Below are 18,695 nucleotides of genomic sequence, written 5' to 3'. Positions count from 1 at the left end.
CTGAGGAATGAACCGCCTCGACCGCTTCTTCGAGATCTCGGCGCGCGGAACGACGGTCGCAGCAGAGGCCCGCGGCGGCCTGGTCACGTTCATCGCGATGGCCTACATCATCGTGCTGAATCCGATCATCCTGTCCAGCTCCGAGGATGTCGCCGGCAACAGGCTGCAGTTCGCCGAGGTCTCGACGGTCACCGCGTTGGCAGCGGGCGTGATGACGATCCTGTTCGGGCTCATCGCCCGTATGCCGTTCGCGTTTGCCGCCGGCCTCGGTATCAACTCGTTCGTCGCGACGACGCTCGTCAGCTCTCTCACCTGGGCCGAGGCCATGGGGTTGGTGGTGATCAACGGTCTCATCATCGTGGTGCTGGCGGCGACCGGATTGCGGCGACTGGTGTTCGACGCAGTACCGATGCAGCTGAAGCTCGCGATCACGGCAGGCATCGGGTTGTTCATCCTGTTCATCGGCCTGGTCGACGCGGGGTTCATCGGTTCGACCGGGCGACCGTCGCCGCCGGTCGGCCTCGGCGTCGACGGCAGCGGTTCGATCAGCACGGTGCCCACCGTGGTGTTCGCCTTCACGCTGCTGCTGACGGGTATTCTCGTGGCCCGAAAAGTGCGCGGCGGCATCCTCATTGGGCTCATCACCGGCACTGTCGTCGCGGTCGTGATCGAGGCGATCTGGCACCTCGGGTCCGCCGTCGACAAGCCCGGTGGCTGGAGCCTGTCGGTGCCGGCCCTGTCGGGATCACCGTTCGCGCTGCCCGATCTCTCGCTCGTCGGCGCGTTCAGCTTGGACAGCTTCGGCCGCATCGGGGTCATCGCCGCAACCATGTTCGTCTTCACGCTGGTGTTCGCGAACTTCTTCGACGCGATGGGCACGTTCACCGGGCTGTCGCGGGAGGCCGGTCTGGCCGACGAGCGGGGCACGTTTCCGCGCCTGCGGTCGGCCCTGGTCGTCGAAGGCGCCGGCGCCGTGGTCGGCGGTGCTTCGTCGGCGTCGTCGAACACCGTGTTCGTGGAGTCGGGCGCGGGCATCGGCGAGGGTGCTCGGACCGGGCTGGCGAACATCGTCACCGGCGTCCTGTTCCTCGCGGCGATGTTCATCTCGCCGCTCGCGTCGGTGGTGCCGACGGAGGTGGCAGCGGCGGCGCTGGTGATCGTGGGCGCGATGATGGTGTCGCACCTGCGCCACATCGACATCTCCGAGTTCTCGGTCGCGCTGCCCGTGGTGCTGACGGTGGCGACGATGCCGTTCTCGTACTCGATCGCCAACGGCATCGGCGTCGGCTTCATCGCGTGGGCGGTGCTGCGCTCAGCAGCAGGAAAAGCCCGCGAGATCAGCCCACTGTTATGGGTGGTCGCCGCGGGCTTCCTGCTGTATTTCGCGCGAGGCTGGATCGAGTCGCTGCTCGGGATCTAGCCGTCGGCTTTGCGCTTGTCCTTCTCGGCGTCGGCGAGGTCTTCGATCTTGTCGGCCTGCGCCCGCGTCACCGTGGCGTCCACGCGCTTGTCCTGCGCGTCGGCCATCTTGACACTGGCCGCCTTGGCCGCAGTGCGCTCAGCCGCCTCGATCTGCTCTTCCTCGCGGCGCTTCGCGGTCTCCACGCTCTTCTTGCGCTGCTCAGCGATCTCGTCGGCCCGCTTCTTGCTCTCGACGATCTTCTTCTCGGCGTCCTCGACCGCTGTGCGCTTACGCTGCTGAGCCTCGGTGCGCGCCTGACGGGCCTCGGCCTCGGTTTCTTCGAATGCCTTCTGCTTGTCCTGCAACGCCTTTTCGCGCGTCACCTTCAGCTCTCGGTCCGCCTGCTTGACGTTCTCGTCGGCGGCCGCGTCGAGCTCGGCGGCGCGGCGCAGGGCGTCGCTACGCTCGACGAGTGTGGCACCCCGCTTCTGGAGCTCCCGGTCGCCGAGCGCGGTGCCGACGGCCGTGTCCAGCATTCCCAGGGAACGCTCGTAGAACAGGCGCGCGGGTGCCTCGTCGTTCATCCGCGCGACGAACCGATCGTCGATCAATTGCAGCGGCACACGGGCCACCTGGTACTGAAACCTCAGCACCGCCTTCGGAATAGCGGTGATACTCATGGTCAAGCTCCTTCTATGCCTTGATCAGGCGTTGTCATTGAGGTTGTCGGCCTGGCGCCGGATGCGGGCGGCTTCCGCCTTCGCGCTTGCCGATTCCTCGACCGCTTCGCGGTGTTCTTCGAGCGCGCCGGCGAGCTGGGTGTCAGCGTCGTGCACCTCCGCGCGCTGCTCGACCCGCGCCTCGCGCGCCTTGCGCTCCGCCTCGAGTTCGGCCCGCGTGCGCTCCCGCTCGAGCTGCTGGTGTGCGGCATCCTCGGCGGCGCGCTTCTGGGCGGCCTTCTGGCTCTCCACCGTGCCTTTTTCGGCTGCGGCCTCGGCGTTCGCTTCGGCGCGTTCCTTGACGCCTTCGCGCTTCGCCTCCGCAACCTCGTTGCGCGCATCGCGCGCCTGCGCGTCGGCGACCGCTTCGACCGTGTTGGCTTCCTTGCGGCGTTCGGCCTCGGCCTGCTGGAGCTGGCCTTCGGCGGTCATCGAGTCGTTGCCGGTGATCGCACCGAACATCTCTTTGGCCTTGCCCTTCACCGAGTCGATCAGGCCTTCTCGTGCCTGGCCCGCCTTATCGTGGTCCGTCATTCGGGCCTCCTCTCACGCCTCAAGGTTCCACGCCCGTGGGGGTCCGAAACACCCTGTGGGCGGACGCACAGGTGCCGCGCTGCGATCATGTGACGCGTGACAGCGACGACGATCCCGGCCATCGCCCTGACCGGTTACCTCGGCGCGGGTAAGACCACGCTGCTCAACCACGTATTGCGCCAGCCGGGTGCGCGCGTCGGGGTGATCATCAACGACTTCGGCGAGCTCAACGTCGACGCCGCGCTGGTCACCGGTCAGGTCGACGAACCTGCCTCGATCGCCGGGGGGTGCATCTGCTGCCTTCCCGACGACGGAGGGCTCGACGACGCGCTGGCGAAACTCGCCGATCCGAAGCTCGGGCTGGACGCCGTCATCATCGAGGCCAGCGGCTTGGCCGACCCGATCGCGATCTCGCGAATCATCCGTTTCAGCGGCGTGGAGCGCATACGGCCGGGCGGCGTCGTCGACGTCATCGACGCCGCCACCCACTTCGACACCGTCGACGACCACGCCACCCCGCCCGCCCGCTACGGCGCGGCCTCGCTGGTGGTGGTCAACAAGCTCGACCAAATTCCCGAGGGTGACCGCCAAACGGTCCTCGGTCGAATCGAAAGCCGTGTGCGCGAGCGGAATCCGGATGTCCACATCGTGGGCGCGACGGCGGGGCGGGTCGACCCGGCCCTGCTGTACGACGTGTCGGCGTCCGTCGAGATCGGTGAGCAGTTGTCACTGCGGGAGCTGTTGGTCGCTGCGGGCGACGAGCCCGAACACCTCCACGTCCACGCCGATTCGGTGACCGTCACCAGCGACGGTCACGTCGATCCCGCGGCGCTGATCGACCTGCTCGAACAACCGCCCGCGGGCGTGTATCGGCTCAAGGGCACGGTCGCGATCCAGTGCCGCGAGCGCACGCGCCGCTATGTGGTCAATGTGGTCGGCACGTCTGTCCACATCGCGAACGCGCCGTCATCGGCATCCACGAACGTGATCGTCGCGATCGGGACGCACCTCGACGTCGGTGATGTCCGCACACGCGTCGAAGCGGCGCTGGCGCCACACCACGGTCCGGTTTCGGCCGCGGGTGTCCGGCGCCTGCAGCGCTACCGCCGGCTCAGCATCTGATCGGGACCCGGCGCCTATGGTGAACAGATGAGCGCCGAGGAACAGCGCGCCGGGGTGGAGTTGACCAACCTGGACCAGCCTCTGACCGCGGACGCGGATGCCACCAAGCGCGATCTGATCGACTACCTCGACGCGGTGTCCGACCGGATACTGCCCGGTCTCGCGGGGCGACCGCTGACGGTGTTGCGGGTGTTGCGCGGGCGTGCACCGTTCATGCAGAAGAACGTGCCGAAGTACACCCCGGAGTGGGTGAAAACCGTTTCGATGTGGGCGGAGTCCTCACACCGCGAAGTGCGCTACGCCCTGTGCGACGACCGGCGCACCTTGCTGTGGCTGGCCAACCAGCGTGCCGTCGAATACCACCCGACCCTGGGCCTGGCCGACGACATATACCGCCCAACGCATCTGGTGCTCGACCTGGACCCGCCACCGGACAGCGACTTCGCCGCCGTTGTGACCGCCGCAGAGCTTGTCCGACAGGCGCTTTCGGACTGTGGGCTGGCCGGGGCGGTGAAGACGAGTGGCGCCAAGGGTGTGCACGTGTTCGTTCCGATCGATGACGGTGCGCCGGTCGACGACGTCGCCGCGGCCACCCGTGCGCTGGCCGCCCGGGCCGAGTCGCTCGATCCGAGCTGCGCGACAACCGCTTTCATTGTCGACGACCGCGAAGGCAAGGTGTTCATCGACTCCACTCGTTCCGGCGGCGCGACGGTCGTCGCGGCCTACAGCCCGCGGTTGCGCCCCGGCACCCCGGTCTCGTTCCCGCTCGACTGGTCGGACCTGGACCGCATCACGCCCGCGGATTTCACCGTGCACACCGCTATCGACGCCCTGGCGGGCCGCGACCCGTGGGCGGACGCGATACCCGCGCCGCAGACGCTGCCCGCCGACCTGATCGAACACGGCAGAACCATCCCCGTGGCCCGGGTGGCCGCGATGCACGAGGGCAAGCGCCGGGCGCGGGCGCGGCGGGCGCAGGGCAGCTGACCGGTCGCCGGCCACACCGGCATGGATTGACCTTCAGCCGAATCGGGTATCGCCGAGCTGATCAGCGAGGATCCAGGCCGAGGGGGTCCGCAGATGGTGGGCTGGCTGGACCGGCTGCAGCGACGCAACCGCCGCGTCGGCTTCGTGATCGCGGTCATCTACAAATACCTCGACGATCAGGGCGGCTATCTGGCCGCGTTGATCACCTACTACGCGTTCGTCTCGCTGTTCCCGCTGCTGCTGTTGTTGACCACCGCGCTGGGCGTCGTGCTCGTCGGACACCCGGACCTACAACAGCAGGTGCTGCAGTCCACATTCAGCCAGTTCCCGGTGATCGGCAGCCAGCTGCAGCGGCCGGATCAACTCAGCGGCGGCGTTACGGCCGTCGTGGTCGGTATCGGCGGGGCTCTTTACGGCGGCCTCGGTGTCGGACAGGCGCTGCAGAACGCGATGGACTCGGTGTGGGCGGTGCCCCGCAACAACCGCCCCGACCCGGTCCGGTCGCGCTTGCGCAGCCTGTTGCTGTTGTTCGTGCTCGGTTCGGCGGCGATCGCCGCGACGGTGTTGTCGGCGGTCGGCCACGCGACCGCCGGTCTGGGCTGGTTCGGCAAGGTGGGTGTCACGTTCGTGACCATCGCGATCAACGCGGGCATCTGCCTGGTGGCGTTCCGCGTCACCACCGCCCGGTCGGTGACGTATCGCGATGTGCTGCCCGGCGCGCTCGCGGCCGCAGTGATCTGGCAGCTGCTGCAGTGGTTCGGTGCGAACTACGTCGCCCACGTGGTGAAGTCGACCAGCGCCACCAACAGCGTCTTCGCATTGGTTCTCGGCCTGCTCGCGTTCCTGTATCTGATCTCGGTGACGCTGGTGATGTGCGCGGAGGTCAACGTCGTACGCGTCGACCAGCTGTATCCGCGTTCGTTGATGACGCCGTTCACCGACGACGTGAACTTGACGCCGGCCGACCGCCGCACCTACACCCGACGAGCGAAAGCCGAACGGGCTAAAGGCTTTCAGAAGGTCAGCGTGCGTTTCGACGTCAACCGCGGCGCGTCACCGGATCAGCGCGGACCGTCGGAGGGCCAGGGCTGATCCCAACGGTCCACAGCCGCCACCTCCGGCAGCGGCTTGCGACTCACCGTGCGGTGGCGGCCCGCGGGCCATCCGACGGTCACCAGCGCCGCCAACATCCAGTCGTCTGGAATGCCGACCAGCGAACGCAATTGCGCTTCACAGCTGCTGTGCCACAACGTGATCGCCGCACCCAACCCCTGTGCACGCGCCGCCAGCAGGAAGTTCTGAACCGCGGGGAAGATCGAGCCGCCCTGTTGTAGGTCGGACGCTCCGGCCTGCGGCCGAACACAGAACAGGACGAGACCCGGTGCCGCGCCGCCGATCCGCATGTGTTCGGCCATCGACCTCAGCATCCGTGATTTCGGATCGCTCGCTCCGTCCTCGGGCGGCGAGACTCCGTAGAACTGCTGCAGTTCCTCCCACGTCCGGTGCGCGGCGTCGGTGACGATCGCGCGAGCCCGTTCTGAGCGCAAGACCACGAACCGCCACGGTTGCTGGTTGCCGCCCGACGGCGCCCAACTGGCCGCGCGCAGGCATTTCCCAAGCGTCTCGTCGTCGACCGGTTCGTCCCTATACCGCCGCACCGCGGTCGCGGTCTCCATCACCGTCCAGATGTCGTTCGCCCGTGCTCGGCTCATGATGCAGTGCCGGGCAGGACGCCCCGCCAAGTCCCGCCGCGAACCGGTCCGGTGATCAGCGGGAGGTCCAGCGTCGACAACACCCCCGGCGCAGCGGCCAACACGGCCGGGATGGCGTTCAGTTCCCGCATCACGGTGGCGTACGTCAGGCCGCGCATGTTGTTGCCGCGCCCGTGCATTTCGATGTCGACGGTGTACGTCGGAAGGCCGTCGACGATGACACGGTAGCCGCCGTGTGAGGACGGATGGCGTGGCCAGTCCGGCGCCGAACCCTCGCCCATACGCGTGATGTGCTCGAGCACGACCCGCTCCTCGCCATCGACCATGCCCGAGAGCTTGAATCGCATCCCGCCCATGGTGCCCGGCTCGATGACGCCGGAGGCCACTTCGTACCGCTCGGTGGCCAGCCACTTCTCGATCGTCGTCACGACGCGATCCAACGGCAGACCGACACCGTCGGCCACCAGGTGAACGGTGGGCGCCCACAGCGCGGCGAGACGTTCGGTGTCGAACAGCGGCGCCGGATGGTCGGGCGGGTGGCCGAATCCCATGAAGTCGAACATGATCTCGGGTTGGTTGATCGGGCCGTAGTCGAGTAACTCCTGCATGGTGATCGTATCGACGCGGCTGCTGAACCCGGTCATGGTCAGTGCGATCACGTCGTTGGCCCACCCTGGGTCCACGCCGCTGTTGAAGAAGCTGGCGCCACCGGCTTCGCACGCGGCGGCGATGAGTTCGGCGGTCTCTCGGTCCGCTGCCGGTGGATAACACATCGGGACGAGCGACGTGCACACGACGTTCTTACCAGCCCGCAGGCAGCGAGCGATGTCGTCCGCGGCCTCCGCGTACCGGTAGTCGCCGGATGCGAAGTAGGCGACCACGTCCGCGTCCAGCGACAACGCGGCGTCGATGTCACGAGTGGCGACGACGCCGGTCGCGGGCATGCCGCACAGCGCGCCCGCGTCCATGCCGTCCTTCGTCTCGGCGTGCACGACAACCCCGACCAGGTCCAGGCCCGGATGCGCGATCAGTGCACGCAACGCGCCGACACCGACCTGACCTGGCCCCCAGAGAATCACCCGCGGGTTACGTTGGCAGTCCGACATGTCACCCTTCTCCACCGGTCCCTGTGACCCGTGAGAACATAGCTTCTCAAATATTGATATCACCATTGCCATGCTCGAAGAACCGGAGGACACGATGAGCGATTACGAGTTTCTGAAATGGGAGATGTTTGACGACGGCCAAATAGTGCGGATTTCGCTGAACCGCCCGGAGCAGCGCAATGCACAGAACCGCGGGATGCTGGTCGAGCTCGACGAGGCGTTTGGGCGCGCCGAGGCCGACGACAACGTCCGCGTGGTCATCCTCGCCGGCGAAGGGCCGATGTTCTCCTCGGGCCATGACATCGGATCCAAACAGGCGCGCGCCGAGTTCACGCCGGGACCGGGACAACACCCCACGGCCGCCATCAACGGCGGGACCCGAGAGGGTGCGGAGAAGATCATGCTTCAGGAGTGGCACTACTTCTTCCAGAACAACCTGCGGTGGCGAAATCTGCGCAAGATCACGATCGCGCAGGTGCACGGCGACGTGTTCTCGGCGGGTCTGATGCTGATCTGGGCGTGTGACCTGATCGTGGGCAGCGAAGAGGTGCGCTTTGCCGACGTTGTCGGCACCCGCCTGGGAATGTGTGGCATGGAGTACTTCGGTCATCCGTGGGAGTTCGGCCCGCGACGCACCAAGGAGCTGATGCTGACCGGCGACGCCATCGACATCGAGGAGGCCTACCGCCTCGGGATGGTGAGCAAGATCTTCAAACGCGACGAATTGGCCGACCGTACACTGGAGATGGCGCGACGCATCGCCACGGTGCCAACGATGGCGGCCCTGCTCATCAAGGAATCGGTCAATCAGTCGGTGGACAACATGGGCTTCTACAACGCCCTGCAGTCGTGCTTCACGTTGCACCAGCTGAACCATTCGCACTGGGTCGGCGTGCGCGACGACAAGCGGGCGACCGCCGGCGAGGAGCAGGGCGTGCCGAACTGGCGGACCGCTCCCCCGATCGTGTTGTCGGTCAAAGACCAGGTGCGCGCCGAAGCCTGACGGGATTCAGCCGCCGACCGCTCCGTAGCGGGCGTCAGCGACGCGGTCCAGCGCAACCGCCGGCTCGCTGTACGCCATCGCCCACCCGCGGACACGTCGGTAGTAGAGCTGGATGTCGCCTTCCATGCCGAAGCCATAGCCGCCGTGGACGTGCAGGCTCCGATACGTCGCATCACGCGCGGTCTCGTATGCAAACGCGAACGCCATCGCAGCCAGCTCGGTCGCGCGGCGTGGCTCATCGGCGAACGCACACGCCGCCTCAAGGGCCAGCAATCGCGCACCGTCCGTTGCCGTGGCGCTGTCGGCAAGCGGGTGTGACACGGCTTGAAAGGCGCCGATCGGAGTGTCGAACGCGCGGCGCTGCTTGGCATAGTCGACGCCGAGCTCGACGGCCTTCGCGGCGGCGCCCACCAGGGCCGCGGCGGTGAGTGCGAGCCACAGGTCGACCGCGTTGGAGAACAACCGGCGGGCCTGCTCTCCTTCGGCGAGAACGGTGGCGTCGTTTCGCAGATTCACATCCGCCAGCGGTAAAGACCCGAGGTTTTGCACGTACATGCGGCTTTTGGCCGGAACTGCCACAAGACGCTCGCCGGCCAGCGCGACAACGGCGTCGGCCACTGCGCCACCGGGCACGAGTGCCAACACATCGCCGTCGCAGGACCGCGGCGTGAAGCTGACGAGCTGGTCGCCCGACAGGGCCGAGCCCACCAGCTCCTCACGCCCGCAGGCCGCCAGCAACCGGGCAGCGATCTGCGCCTCGATAACCGGTGCCGATGCGACCGCCCGGCCGTACTGCTCGGCGATCAGCGCCAGCTCCAACTCGGAAGCCCCCCAGCCACCGTCGGATTCGCCCACCGCCATCTCGACGACGCCGGTCTGGACCAGTGCCTCCCACAGCTTCGGGTCGAATCCCAGAGGTTCGGCCGCCCGCACCCGTTGCGACGTCGACTCGCGGGCATACATCGCCGCGAAGGAGTCGACGAGTTGTCGCTGCTCGTCCGACAGACTCAAGTCCACCGAATACATCCTCACGTGCGAATATGGGTACTCTCAGTTTTGAGAGTAACATTATCGCCGACGATGACCGCGCGGGCTTTGCGACAGATTGGTTACTGCTCATGCATTTTCAGTCCGACACCGCGACCGAAGCCTTCCGGAAAGGTGTGCGCGAGCATCTCGACAGAATGCTGAGTCCCGACTTCGAGGAGCGGATCTACCGCAGTGGTGTCGCGCACGACGACGATTTCGCCAAAGGGCTTGTCGAGAACGGCTACTTCGCCCCCGGCTGGCCGGCCGAGTTCGGCGGGCAGGACCGCAACGCGTGGGAAGAGCAGGCGCTCAACGAGGAGCTGATGCGGACGGACGCGCCGGTGTACCTGTCCGAGACCACTCGAATGGTGGCGTCGATCATCCGGCAGATCGGCACACCCGCGATGAAGGAACGGATTCTCCCCGGAGCCTTGAGTGGGGAGGTGACCATTGCGCTCGGCTTCACCGAGCCCGAATGCGGTTCGGATGTGGCGGCCGCCGCGACCAGGGCCGTGCGCGACGGTGATGAATGGGTCATCAACGGCTCCAAGATGTTCACCACGAACGGGCACATCGCCGACTATGTCTTTCTGTTGGCCCGGACGAGTCCCGAGAAGCCGAAGCACAAGGGGCTCACGATGTTTCTCGTGCCGTCCTGCTCCGACGGCTTCGAGGCGCAGGCCGTGTGGACGCTGTCAGGAGAGCGCACGAACATCACCTTCTACAGCGACGTACGTATCGCCGACGACTGGCGGATCGGCGATGTCGACGGCGGTTGGCAGGTGCTGGGCCTGTCGCTGCAGGATGAGCACGCGTCCGGATGGGGACCGCACATCGCCCGCCTCTTGCACCACGCCGAACGGTGGGCGTCGACCACACGCGCTCTCGACGGCTCACTTCAGATAACGAAAACCGATGTGCGACGGCGGATCGCGCGGGTGGCGATGGAACTGGAAGTGGCAACGCTGCTTCAGCGGCGATGCGTGTGGATGGCCGAGAACGGTCAAACGCCGGTGGCCGAGGGGCCGATGTCGAAAGTGTTCTCCACCGAGGCGCTGGTGCGTGCGAGCCAGGACATCGTCGAGCTCGTCGGGCCGGACGCGATGCGGTCACACTTCGAGCCGACGGCGCCGGAGCGTGGACGCTTCGAACATCTCATGCGCTTCTCGCTCGGAACGACGATCTACGCAGGCACCAGCGAGGTGCAGCGCACGATCATCGCGCAGCGGGGGCTCGGCCTACCCCGTTAGGTCCTTGGCCTTGCGGGCGGCCCGCTTGCGCGGCGCCGCCTTGGTCGTCAGCGCCTTCCTGGGCGCGTTCGCGGGCGGCGTCAGCGCCTGCAGGCACCATGCCCACAGCTGATCCTCGGTGAGTTCGGCGCCCTTGACGCCCAGGTGGAACACGCCGATCTGGGCGAGCGCGATGAGGGTCGAGTTCAGCAGCGTTGTGAGCTGGGCGGGTGTCAGGTCCTTGCGAACCAGGCCGGCGCGTGAGCACGACGTGAGGATCTTGGTGAGCAGCTTTTGATGCGGCTCCCAGATCTTCGCGAAATCCGCGGGCCGCTCGATCTCCAGGCTCAGGTTGTAGATCGTCATCACTCGGCCACCGATGGCTTCCGACGACTCTGCACGCGAGAGGAATCCGCGGCAGAACGCTTCGAGCTGTTCCATCGGACCGTCCGCGGCCGCCACCTCATGACGGATCGCCTCGATGAACTGGCTGGTCGCGTTCTCATAGAGCGCCAGCAACAACTCTTCCTTGCCCGCGAAATGTTGATAGAACGCGCGCAGGCTGAGGTTCGAGCGGTCGATGAGGGTCTGGATCGTGAAATCGGCGCGACCGGATTCCTCGACGAGTTCGAGGGCCGTGGCCAAGAACCTCGAACTGCGCGCGAGCGCGCGGGCACGTGCCTGACTGAGCCGCCGCTCGATCGTCCGTTCCTGCCAGCTGCCCGGCATCTCGACCTCTGCCTCGACGAGTTCGAGATCGGCTTCCGAGTCGCGAGCGCTCCGCTTCTTAGCAGTCATGATCTTCTGAGAATACGCGTTCCCCATCCGATCCTGCTCACCTACCTACACGCGCACCTTGACGGGATCGGCGCTAACCCGCCGGACTTCGGACCCCATCGAGCTTCGCGGCGGTCTCCGCCTGCCGGTCGGTGCCTGTAGGCTATCGTGGAAACATCGATTCTCGATTGCGGAAACAATAGTTTCGCGAGTGTGCCGCAGGCCGTTCCCAAAGGAGTGCAGCGTTGACCGCAGACATCCTGATCGTGTCGCCGGACGACCATCTGGTGGAACCGGCCGATCTGTGGACCAGCCGGTTGCCCCAGCGTTATCGGGATGTCGGGCCGCGCATTGTCCGGCACCGAGGACGGATGGACCCGTCGGTCACCTCCGATGTCGCGTTCATCGAGGATGAGGACGGCCGCGACGCCGACATCTGGCACTACGAGGATTCGATCATCCCGATTCCACTCATCAGCGCCGCTGCCGGTTACGAGCTCGACGAACTCTCCACCGACCCGATCACTTACGACGAGATGCGCCCCGGCTGCTATCGACCGGCCGACCGACTCGCGGACATGGATGTCGCCGGAATCGAGGCCTCAGCCTGCTTCCCCAACACGCTGGTCCGGTTCTGCGGTCAGCGATTCCTCTACGCCAAGGACAAAGAACTCGCGTTGCTCTGCGTTCAGGCCTACAACGACTTCCAGGTCGACGAGTGGGGCGGCGGCTCGAACGGCAGGCTCATCCCGCTGGGCATCATCCCGCTGTGGGACGTCGAGCTCGCCGTCAAGGAAGTCGAGCGGGTGGCGGCCAAAGGCATGCCCGCGGTGTGCTTCTCGGAACTGCCTGCGCGACTGGACCTGCCGTCCATCCACAGCGGATACTGGGATCCGTTCTTCGCCTCGTGCGAGAGCAACAACGTCGGCATCATGCTGCACATCGGCTCGAGTTCGTCGCTGACGAAGTCGTCACCCGACTCGCCGCACGTCGTCACCAGCGCCCTGATGGCGGTCAACTGCACCATCGCCCTGGTCGACTGGCTGTTCTCCGGCAAGCTGCGGCAGTTCCCGAAACTCAAACTCGCGTTCGCGGAGGCGCAGGCCGGGTGGATCCCGTACTACTTGCAACGCGTCGATGAGGTTTGGGAGGACCGCCGCGCCTGGGGTGGTATTCACCCGCTGCTGACCGAGCCGCCGAGCACCCAGGTGCCCGGCCGCGTGTGGTTCTCCACCTTCGGCGACCCGGTCGCGTTCCGCATCCTCGATCTGGTCGGGCCCGACCAGCTGATGTTCGAGACCGACTACCCGCACAACGACACGAACTGGCCCCACAGCATGGACGTCGCCAACAAGGCGACCGCGGGTCTCGACGAGGAGACCAAGCGAAAGGTGTTGTCCACCAACGCGAAGAACTTCTTCGGTCTGGCCTAGCTTTCTCTCCGCGAGCAGTCGCAAACCTGCCCATTTTCGAGCGAAAAGCGGCAGTTTTACGTCTGCTCGCGAAAGAAACTCAGCGCGCTTGCCAGTCGGGTTTGCGCTTCTCCAGGAAGGCGCGCGGGCCCTCGATCGCATCCTTGGTCAGGGCGACCTTCATCCGGTAGTTCTCGGCGAGCAGCTCCGCTTCGTATATCGGCAGCGTCAACCCCTTGCGTACCGCCATCCGCGATCCCCGCACCGCCAGGGGCGCATTGGAATTCACTATCTCGGCGACCTCCCACGCGCGGTCCATGAGCGTCTCGTGGGCCACCACTTCGGTGAACACGCCGAGGTCGTAGGCGCGCTGGGCGTCGAGTTGCTCGTGTTTGCCCATCAGGATCAACCGCATGGCGACCGGCAGCGGCAGGATCCGGGCCAACCGGACCCCTTCGCGTCCCGATGTCACACCGATGCTCACGTGCGGGTCCATCAACGTCGCGCGTTCGGAAGCGATCGTGATGTCGGCGGTCGTGACGAGGTCCATACCGGCTCCGCACGCAATTCCGTTGACGGCACAGATGATCGGCTTGGTCATCTGCAGCCACGGGGGTGTCGCCTCCTGCGGCGCATCCCATTGACGCATGGAGCTGAGGATCGGCTCGCCCTGGTTGTCGATGCCCGCCGCGTTCTCCATATCGTGGTCGGCCGCCTTGTTGACGTCGGCTCCGACGCACAGCGCGCGGCCGGCGCCGGTGATGATGACGGTCCAGATGTCCTGGGAACGTTCGATTTCGGCGTACACCTCGGCGAGTTCGGCGATCATCTCGTCGTTGATCGCGTTGAGCACCTCGGGCCGGTTCAACGTCACACATGCGGTGTGACCGGAGACCTCGAACGTGACGGTGTCGTAATTGCTCATCTCACTCCACAGCTGCTGTGTCGCGGGCGGTCGGCCGGACGCCCAGGATCTCTTCGAACCGGTCGCAGTAGCGCGGCCACACTTCCGGGTTGAGTAGCCGCGGTGGCATGTCCCCGGCGAAGATCGTCTGCCACTGGGTGGCGGTGGCGACCGCGATATCGCGAGCCGCCTCGGCGGTGATGCCCGCGACATGTGGTGTCGCGACGACGTTGTCGAGCCGCAGCAGCGGGTTGTCGTGTCTCGGCGGTTCCTCATGGAACACGTCGAGCCCCGCCCCGGCGATATCACCGGTGGCCAGGGCGTCATAGAGGGCCGCTTCGTCGTGCACCGGACCACGGGCGGTGGTGATGAAGTACGCGGTCGGTTTCATCGCGGCAAATTGCCTACGCCCGAACAACCCTCGTGTCTCTGCGGTCAGCGGGCACGTGACCTGAACGAAGTCCGATCTTTCGACCAGTTCAGAAAGGTCCACCCGAACCGCGCCCCTGGCGCGGGCGGTCGCGTCGTCGACGTAGGGGTCGAAGACCAGGACCTCCATCCCGAACGGAGCGCACAACTGCACAAGCCTTCCACCGATGGCGCCCAAGCCGACGACCCCGAGCGTTTTCCCGAACAGCTGAGTACCCCGCAGCGCCAATCGATCTCCGAGCGGACCGCTGCGCAGCGCCCGGTCGGCGGCGGTGATCTTCTTGGCCAGATCGAGCATGAGCCCGAGCGCATGCTCGGCGACCGCCTCGGCACCGGGACCGGAGTTGTTGCACACCGCGACCCCAGCGCGGGTACACGCCGCGACGTCGATCACGTCGTAGCCCGCCCCAGCCGAGCACACGGCAAGCAACTGTGGGCACCGTTCCACCAGAGCCTGCCCGGCCAGCCACTGCGCGCCGTCGGCGATCGATGCGACGTCTGTTCTGGTGGCGACCTGATATCCGTGCGCCGATTCCAGTGCCGCCCAACCCTCTTCGTCAGCCGCATCGAGGTCGAGCTTGACGAGCTCGATGTCTGCCCCCGCCAGGATGTCTCCTGCGACCTGATCGGTCCACCTCTCGTAGACCAGCCGCGGACGGGTTGTCATCGGTTGATTTTGGGCTTCGCTTGAGCCGCCTTGAACATGTCGGCCAATGCGGGGTCGACGTTCTTGTAGTCATTGCGTGCGATCGTGCCGTCGCGTCCCGGAACGGGGTCGTAGCCCAGGCGCAGATCCTTGTTCTCCATGTGGAAGTACTCCCGCCCGACGGGAAGGCGGCGATCCTCGCGCGGAACCTCCATCCAGGCGCGTAGAAAGCAGCGCGCCTTCTTCGGGTCGGTGCTGCTGACGAAGTCCGAGCGGGAGTGGCACATCGCGAAGTTGTTGGCGACGGCGGCCTCGCCGGACTCCAACCGGAACTCGACCTGCTGTTCGACCAGGATGTTGCGCAACAACTCGATGGCCTCGTTCTGTTCGGGGGTGAACTCGCGGCCGAGGGTGTGCATGGCGGGCAGGATGCTGCTGTAGGTGAAGTTGATGCAGATGCGACCGTCGATCTGCGAGAAGACCGGTACGTCGTAGGGGGTCACGTCCGGTTGATCGTCGGGTTGCTCGCTGCGCCGATGGTGCGGGAACCCTTGGTAAAGCACCGGGAGCAGGTCGGGGCGCTCGTTGAGAATCCGGTTGTGTGCGGCCGGGCCGCTGGCGAACTGGCTCTCACCACCCTCGGCCGCGGGGTACACGCAGAGCAGCGACAGGATGTCCGCCGCATCGTTGTGCATCGCGAGTTCGGCTCGGGACTTGGTGCCACGCGCCGGTTGCACGCCGTTGGGCAGCACCTCCTCCTGCACGCGCACCATGCGGTGGCCGAAGGAGTTGTTCGACACCAGGTAACCGAGGTGTGTGCAGAACGCCCAGTAGATGCGTTCCAGGTCCTCGATCGAATGCTGCTCGACGGGGAAACCACGTACGCACGCCAGACCCCGTCCGAACATCAGTTCCCGGTACAGCCGCGCGAGGTCCTCGTCGAGATCCGGGTGCCGGGCATCCTCAGGCGTGATGTCGTCGCGATCCTTGTGAGCGGTCTTGGCCAGAACGGATTCCAGCGCCGCGATATTGCGTGACGACAGGTCGAAGGCGAAGTCCTCTTTGCTGCTGAAGTCCGCGCCGGTCCATGCCATGGGGTCGGTGACTTGCTCGGTGTAGATCGCGGTGGGCATCCGTCCTCCTGTTGTCGTGACGAGGCTCTCGGTTATCGGCTCGCCGCGCGCCTCTCGAGCTCACGCAGGGCGTGCGCACGGGCGGTGGCGGCCTCGGTCATCATCCCGACGTCGGTTCCCGCCGAGATGAATCGCAGTCCCAGCCCCGCAAAGCGTTCCAGCAGGTCAATGGACTTGATTCCAGCCACTCCCAGTGCCACGCCGTGTACACGACAGGCCGCTGCGACAGAGTCTACTGCACGGTGGAAATGCTCATTCTCATATTGGCCGTGGATCCCCATCTCGGCCGTCAGGTCGCTGGGTCCCAGTAACACCATGTCGACCCCGTCGACGTTCGCGATCTGGTCGGACGCCGCCACCGCCTCGGGCGTTTCGATCATCACCGCCACCACGGTGTGACGCTCGAGTTCGACCGTGAGTTCGGCGGCAGGACGAGGTGCGTAACCGCTCACCGCGTTCGGTCCGGAGATGGACCGATGGCCCACCGGTGGGAAGCGGGCCGCGTCAACCACAGCCTGCGCTTCCTGCGCCGAGTTCACGTGCGGCACAATCACTCCGACTGCGCCCGCGTCTAGTACGCGCGCGATCACAGTGGGATCGTGCGACGGCACTCGCACGAGGCCGGAGATACCGGCGCCGAGTGCGGCCACACAGAGCATTCCCGCCGTTTCGAGCGAGCACGAGGTGTGCTCGAGATCGACATATACGGCGTCATATCCGCTGGCCGCCGCAATCGCGGGGACGTCGGGCGTGCGGGCATTCAGCAATGCGAGGCACAGCACCAGGCGATCGCCCTTCAAGGCATCTCGCAGCGCTTCCGGCACCCACCCACGGTAACCGAGCGAGAACGATGATTCCACTATGGCGTTAACGCCATTATCGCCTGTGGTAACCATTACATATGTCGGAGAACCGGGTCGCGGTGGTCGGCGTCGCGCTGTCCGATTGCGGGCGGGTGCCGGACAAGACGGCGATGGCGCTGATGGCGCAGGCCGCTCGGCAGGCCGTTGCAGACGCCGGCCTCGAGAAGGACGACATCGACGGCTTCGGTGGCCACGGGACACTGTTGCCGCCCATCGAGGTGAGCGAGTACCTGGGCCTGCGGCCGACGTGGGTCGACGCCACCAACGTCGGCGGATCTTCGTGGGAGGTCATGGGGCGGCACGCCGCCGCGGCCATCGCTGCGGGCGAGATCGATGTCGCCCTGTTGACCTACGGTTCGACCGCTCGCTCGGACGTCAAGCGCCGGGTTCGGGCCTCTGCCGCGGCGCTGAGCACCGGCGGCGCGATGCAGTTCGAAGCACCGTACGGTGCCACGCTGATCGCCAAGTACGCTATGGCGGCAAGGCGTCACATGATCGAGTACGGGACAACCGAGGAACAATTGGCCGAGGTCGCCGTCGCCGCCCACGAGTGGTCTGCCATGAATGAGAACGCCTTCGAGCGTGACCGGATCACCGCCGACGATGTCGCCGCAGCGCCGATGCTCGCCGAGCCGTTCACGTCGAAGCACGTCTGTTTGCGCACAGACGGCGGCGGCGCGGTCGTGCTCGCCAGCGAGAGGGTGGCGAAAAGCTGTGCAAAGGAGCCGATCTGGATACTCGGCGCCTCAGACGCCGCATCGCACGTGAGCATGAGCGAATGGCCAGATTTCACGACATCGGCGGCCGCACAATCGGGTCCGCGCGCATTCGCGCAAGCGGGCGTGACCCCTGCGGACATCGATGTCTGTCAGCTCTACGACTCGTTCACCTCGACCGTCTTGCTGACTGTCGAAGATCTCGGGTTCTGCGCCAAGGGCGAAGGTGGTCCGTTCATCGGCTCCGGCGCGCTTCGTCCTGGCGGCCCGCTGCCCACCAACACCGAAGGCGGCGGGCTGGCGTCGTGTCATCCAGGGATGCGCGGGATGTTCCTGATGGTCGAAGCGGTTAGGCAACTGCGCGCCGAATGCGGGGAACGACAGGTCGAGGGTGCGCGCCTGGCATGTGTGCACGCGATGGGCGGGTTCTTCACCCACAGCGCGACGATGATCCTCGGGAGGCAGTGATGCAGTCGGCCAGCGGTCCGAACCGCCCGACCATCGACAGCGACAGCGAAAGCTGGTGGGCGGCGGTTCAGGATCGCGCGTTGATGATCAACGCATGCGATTCCTGCGGGCGCAATTCGTTGTACGCCCGGCCCTTCTGCCCTCACTGCTGGAGCGAGGACGTGCGTCTCACCCCGGCCACCGGACGGTCGCGGCTCTACACGTGGAGCGTCATCCACCAGAACGTCGCGCCGTTCGATGTCGTGCCCTACGTCGTCGCAATGGTCGACCTCGATGAGGGCCCCCGCCTGATGACCGAGATCGTCGACTGCCCGACCGAGCGGCTCAGTGCGGGCATGGAACTGGAGATCGGCTTCCGCGAGGACGACGACGGATTCGTCGTACCGGTTTTTCGACCGGCGACTGAAAGCACAGAGAGGAACCGGAAATGAACAAGGACGACATGATCTTGATCAGCGTCGATGATCACATCGTCGAGCCGCCCGATATGTTCAAAAATCATCT

Annotated in this window: 19 protein-coding genes; 9 read left to right on the top strand and 10 right to left on the bottom strand. The window is 66.0% G+C overall.

What is annotated here, in order from left to right:
• Positions 1-7: 7 nt before the first annotated feature.
• Entirely contained in the window at positions 8-1,420 is a 1,413-nt protein-coding gene (locus A5650_RS22410) for an NCS2 family permease (RefSeq protein WP_067296995.1), read from the top strand.
• On the opposite strand, the gene A5650_RS22405 is transcribed toward A5650_RS22410, so the two are convergent.
• Both A5650_RS22405 and A5650_RS22400 read right to left on the bottom strand, forming a co-directional pair.
• The gene (locus A5650_RS22405; RefSeq protein ID WP_067296992.1) at positions 1,417-2,082 is read right to left on the bottom strand and encodes an IF2 family translation initiation factor; all 666 of its coding nucleotides are present in this window, start codon (positions 2,080-2,082) and stop codon (positions 1,417-1,419) included. The genes A5650_RS22410 and A5650_RS22405 overlap by 4 nt on opposite strands.
• A 24-nt stretch (positions 2,083-2,106) precedes the next feature.
• Positions 2,107-2,604: a CsbD family protein gene (locus A5650_RS22400; protein WP_353615197.1), complete on the bottom strand. Its 498-nt coding sequence runs from the start codon at positions 2,602-2,604 to the stop codon at positions 2,107-2,109.
• A 147-nt stretch (positions 2,605-2,751) separates the two neighbouring features.
• On the opposite strand from A5650_RS22400, the gene A5650_RS22395 reads away from it, so the two are divergent.
• The 3 genes from A5650_RS22395 to A5650_RS22385 all read left to right on the top strand — a co-directional run bounded on the left by A5650_RS22395 (position 2,752) and on the right by A5650_RS22385 (position 5,856).
• Complete coding sequence (locus tag A5650_RS22395; RefSeq protein WP_067296985.1) at positions 2,752-3,777, top strand: CobW family GTP-binding protein; 1,026 nt, start codon at positions 2,752-2,754, stop codon at positions 3,775-3,777.
• Between the two features lie 27 nt (positions 3,778-3,804).
• The gene (locus A5650_RS22390; protein WP_067296983.1) at positions 3,805-4,764 is read left to right on the top strand and encodes a DNA polymerase domain-containing protein; all 960 of its coding nucleotides are present in this window, start codon (positions 3,805-3,807) and stop codon (positions 4,762-4,764) included.
• 93 nt (positions 4,765-4,857) lie between these two features.
• The gene (locus A5650_RS22385; RefSeq protein WP_067296980.1) at positions 4,858-5,856 is read left to right on the top strand and encodes a YihY/virulence factor BrkB family protein; all 999 of its coding nucleotides are present in this window, start codon (positions 4,858-4,860) and stop codon (positions 5,854-5,856) included.
• Here A5650_RS22385 and A5650_RS22380 read toward each other — a convergent pair.
• Positions 5,826-6,440: a nitroreductase family protein gene (locus A5650_RS22380; protein ID WP_067297104.1), complete on the bottom strand. Its 615-nt coding sequence runs from the start codon at positions 6,438-6,440 to the stop codon at positions 5,826-5,828. The genes A5650_RS22385 and A5650_RS22380 overlap by 31 nt on opposite strands.
• Before the next feature lie 32 nt (positions 6,441-6,472).
• Entirely contained in the window at positions 6,473-7,555 is a 1,083-nt protein-coding gene (locus A5650_RS22375) for an NAD(P)H-dependent amine dehydrogenase family protein (protein WP_067297099.1), read from the bottom strand.
• A gap of 121 nt (positions 7,556-7,676) precedes the next feature.
• Here A5650_RS22375 and A5650_RS22370 point away from each other — a divergent pair, with 121 nt between their 5' ends.
• Positions 7,677-8,585, top strand: a complete 909-nt coding sequence (locus A5650_RS22370; RefSeq protein ID WP_067297096.1) for an enoyl-CoA hydratase — start codon at positions 7,677-7,679, stop codon at positions 8,583-8,585.
• A gap of 6 nt (positions 8,586-8,591) precedes the next feature.
• Here the strand turns inward: A5650_RS22370 and A5650_RS22365 are convergent, their stop codons facing one another.
• Complete coding sequence (locus tag A5650_RS22365; protein WP_067297094.1) at positions 8,592-9,602, bottom strand: acyl-CoA dehydrogenase family protein; 1,011 nt, start codon at positions 9,600-9,602, stop codon at positions 8,592-8,594.
• A gap of 101 nt (positions 9,603-9,703) precedes the next feature.
• On the opposite strand from A5650_RS22365, the gene A5650_RS22360 reads away from it, so the two are divergent.
• Positions 9,704-10,864 carry an acyl-CoA dehydrogenase family protein gene (locus A5650_RS22360; protein ID WP_067296978.1) on the top strand — a complete coding sequence of 387 codons (1,161 nt, stop codon included), beginning with the start codon at positions 9,704-9,706 and terminating at the stop codon, positions 10,862-10,864.
• Here A5650_RS22360 and A5650_RS22355 read toward each other — a convergent pair.
• Positions 10,853-11,641: a TetR/AcrR family transcriptional regulator gene (locus A5650_RS22355; RefSeq protein WP_067297092.1), complete on the bottom strand. Its 789-nt coding sequence runs from the start codon at positions 11,639-11,641 to the stop codon at positions 10,853-10,855. The genes A5650_RS22360 and A5650_RS22355 overlap by 12 nt on opposite strands.
• A 224-nt stretch (positions 11,642-11,865) precedes the next feature.
• On the opposite strand from A5650_RS22355, the gene A5650_RS22350 reads away from it, so the two are divergent.
• Complete coding sequence (locus A5650_RS22350; RefSeq protein WP_067296975.1) at positions 11,866-13,053, top strand: amidohydrolase family protein; 1,188 nt, start codon at positions 11,866-11,868, stop codon at positions 13,051-13,053.
• Positions 13,054-13,132: 79 nt separating this feature from the next.
• On the opposite strand, the gene A5650_RS22345 is transcribed toward A5650_RS22350, so the two are convergent.
• The 4 genes from A5650_RS22345 to A5650_RS22330 are packed head-to-tail and all read right to left on the bottom strand — an operon-like array spanning position 13,133 to position 17,040.
• Positions 13,133-13,957, bottom strand: a complete 825-nt coding sequence (locus tag A5650_RS22345; protein ID WP_067296972.1) for an enoyl-CoA hydratase/isomerase family protein — start codon at positions 13,955-13,957, stop codon at positions 13,133-13,135.
• Between the two features lies 1 nt (position 13,958).
• The gene (locus A5650_RS22340) at positions 13,959-15,032 is read right to left on the bottom strand and encodes a hydroxyacid dehydrogenase (protein WP_067296968.1); all 1,074 of its coding nucleotides are present in this window, start codon (positions 15,030-15,032) and stop codon (positions 13,959-13,961) included.
• Complete coding sequence (locus A5650_RS22335) at positions 15,029-16,144, bottom strand: TauD/TfdA family dioxygenase (RefSeq protein WP_067296965.1); 1,116 nt, start codon at positions 16,142-16,144, stop codon at positions 15,029-15,031. The genes A5650_RS22340 and A5650_RS22335 overlap by 4 nt, the downstream gene beginning before the upstream one ends.
• A 32-nt stretch (positions 16,145-16,176) precedes the next feature.
• Positions 16,177-17,040 (bottom strand): HpcH/HpaI aldolase family protein, encoded by an 864-nt coding sequence (locus A5650_RS22330; protein ID WP_197501952.1) that lies wholly within the window; start codon positions 17,038-17,040, stop codon positions 16,177-16,179.
• A gap of 5 nt (positions 17,041-17,045) precedes the next feature.
• On the opposite strand from A5650_RS22330, the gene A5650_RS22325 reads away from it, so the two are divergent.
• Positions 17,046-18,191 (top strand): acetyl-CoA acetyltransferase, encoded by a 1,146-nt coding sequence (locus A5650_RS22325; RefSeq protein WP_067296958.1) that lies wholly within the window; start codon positions 17,046-17,048, stop codon positions 18,189-18,191.
• The gene (locus tag A5650_RS22320; RefSeq protein WP_067296955.1) at positions 18,191-18,622 is read left to right on the top strand and encodes a Zn-ribbon domain-containing OB-fold protein; all 432 of its coding nucleotides are present in this window, start codon (positions 18,191-18,193) and stop codon (positions 18,620-18,622) included. Before A5650_RS22325 ends, A5650_RS22320 begins: the two co-directional genes overlap by 1 nt.
• The last annotated feature ends 73 nt before the right edge of the window (positions 18,623-18,695 follow it).

Origin of the sequence: Mycobacterium sp. 1164985.4, from assembly GCF_001668575.1 — a bacterium.
In the GTDB taxonomy this organism is placed as follows: domain Bacteria; phylum Actinomycetota; class Actinomycetes; order Mycobacteriales; family Mycobacteriaceae; genus Mycobacterium.
Note: the sequence above shows the minus strand (reverse complement) of the source record. Positions and strands in the feature narration are given on the sequence as shown.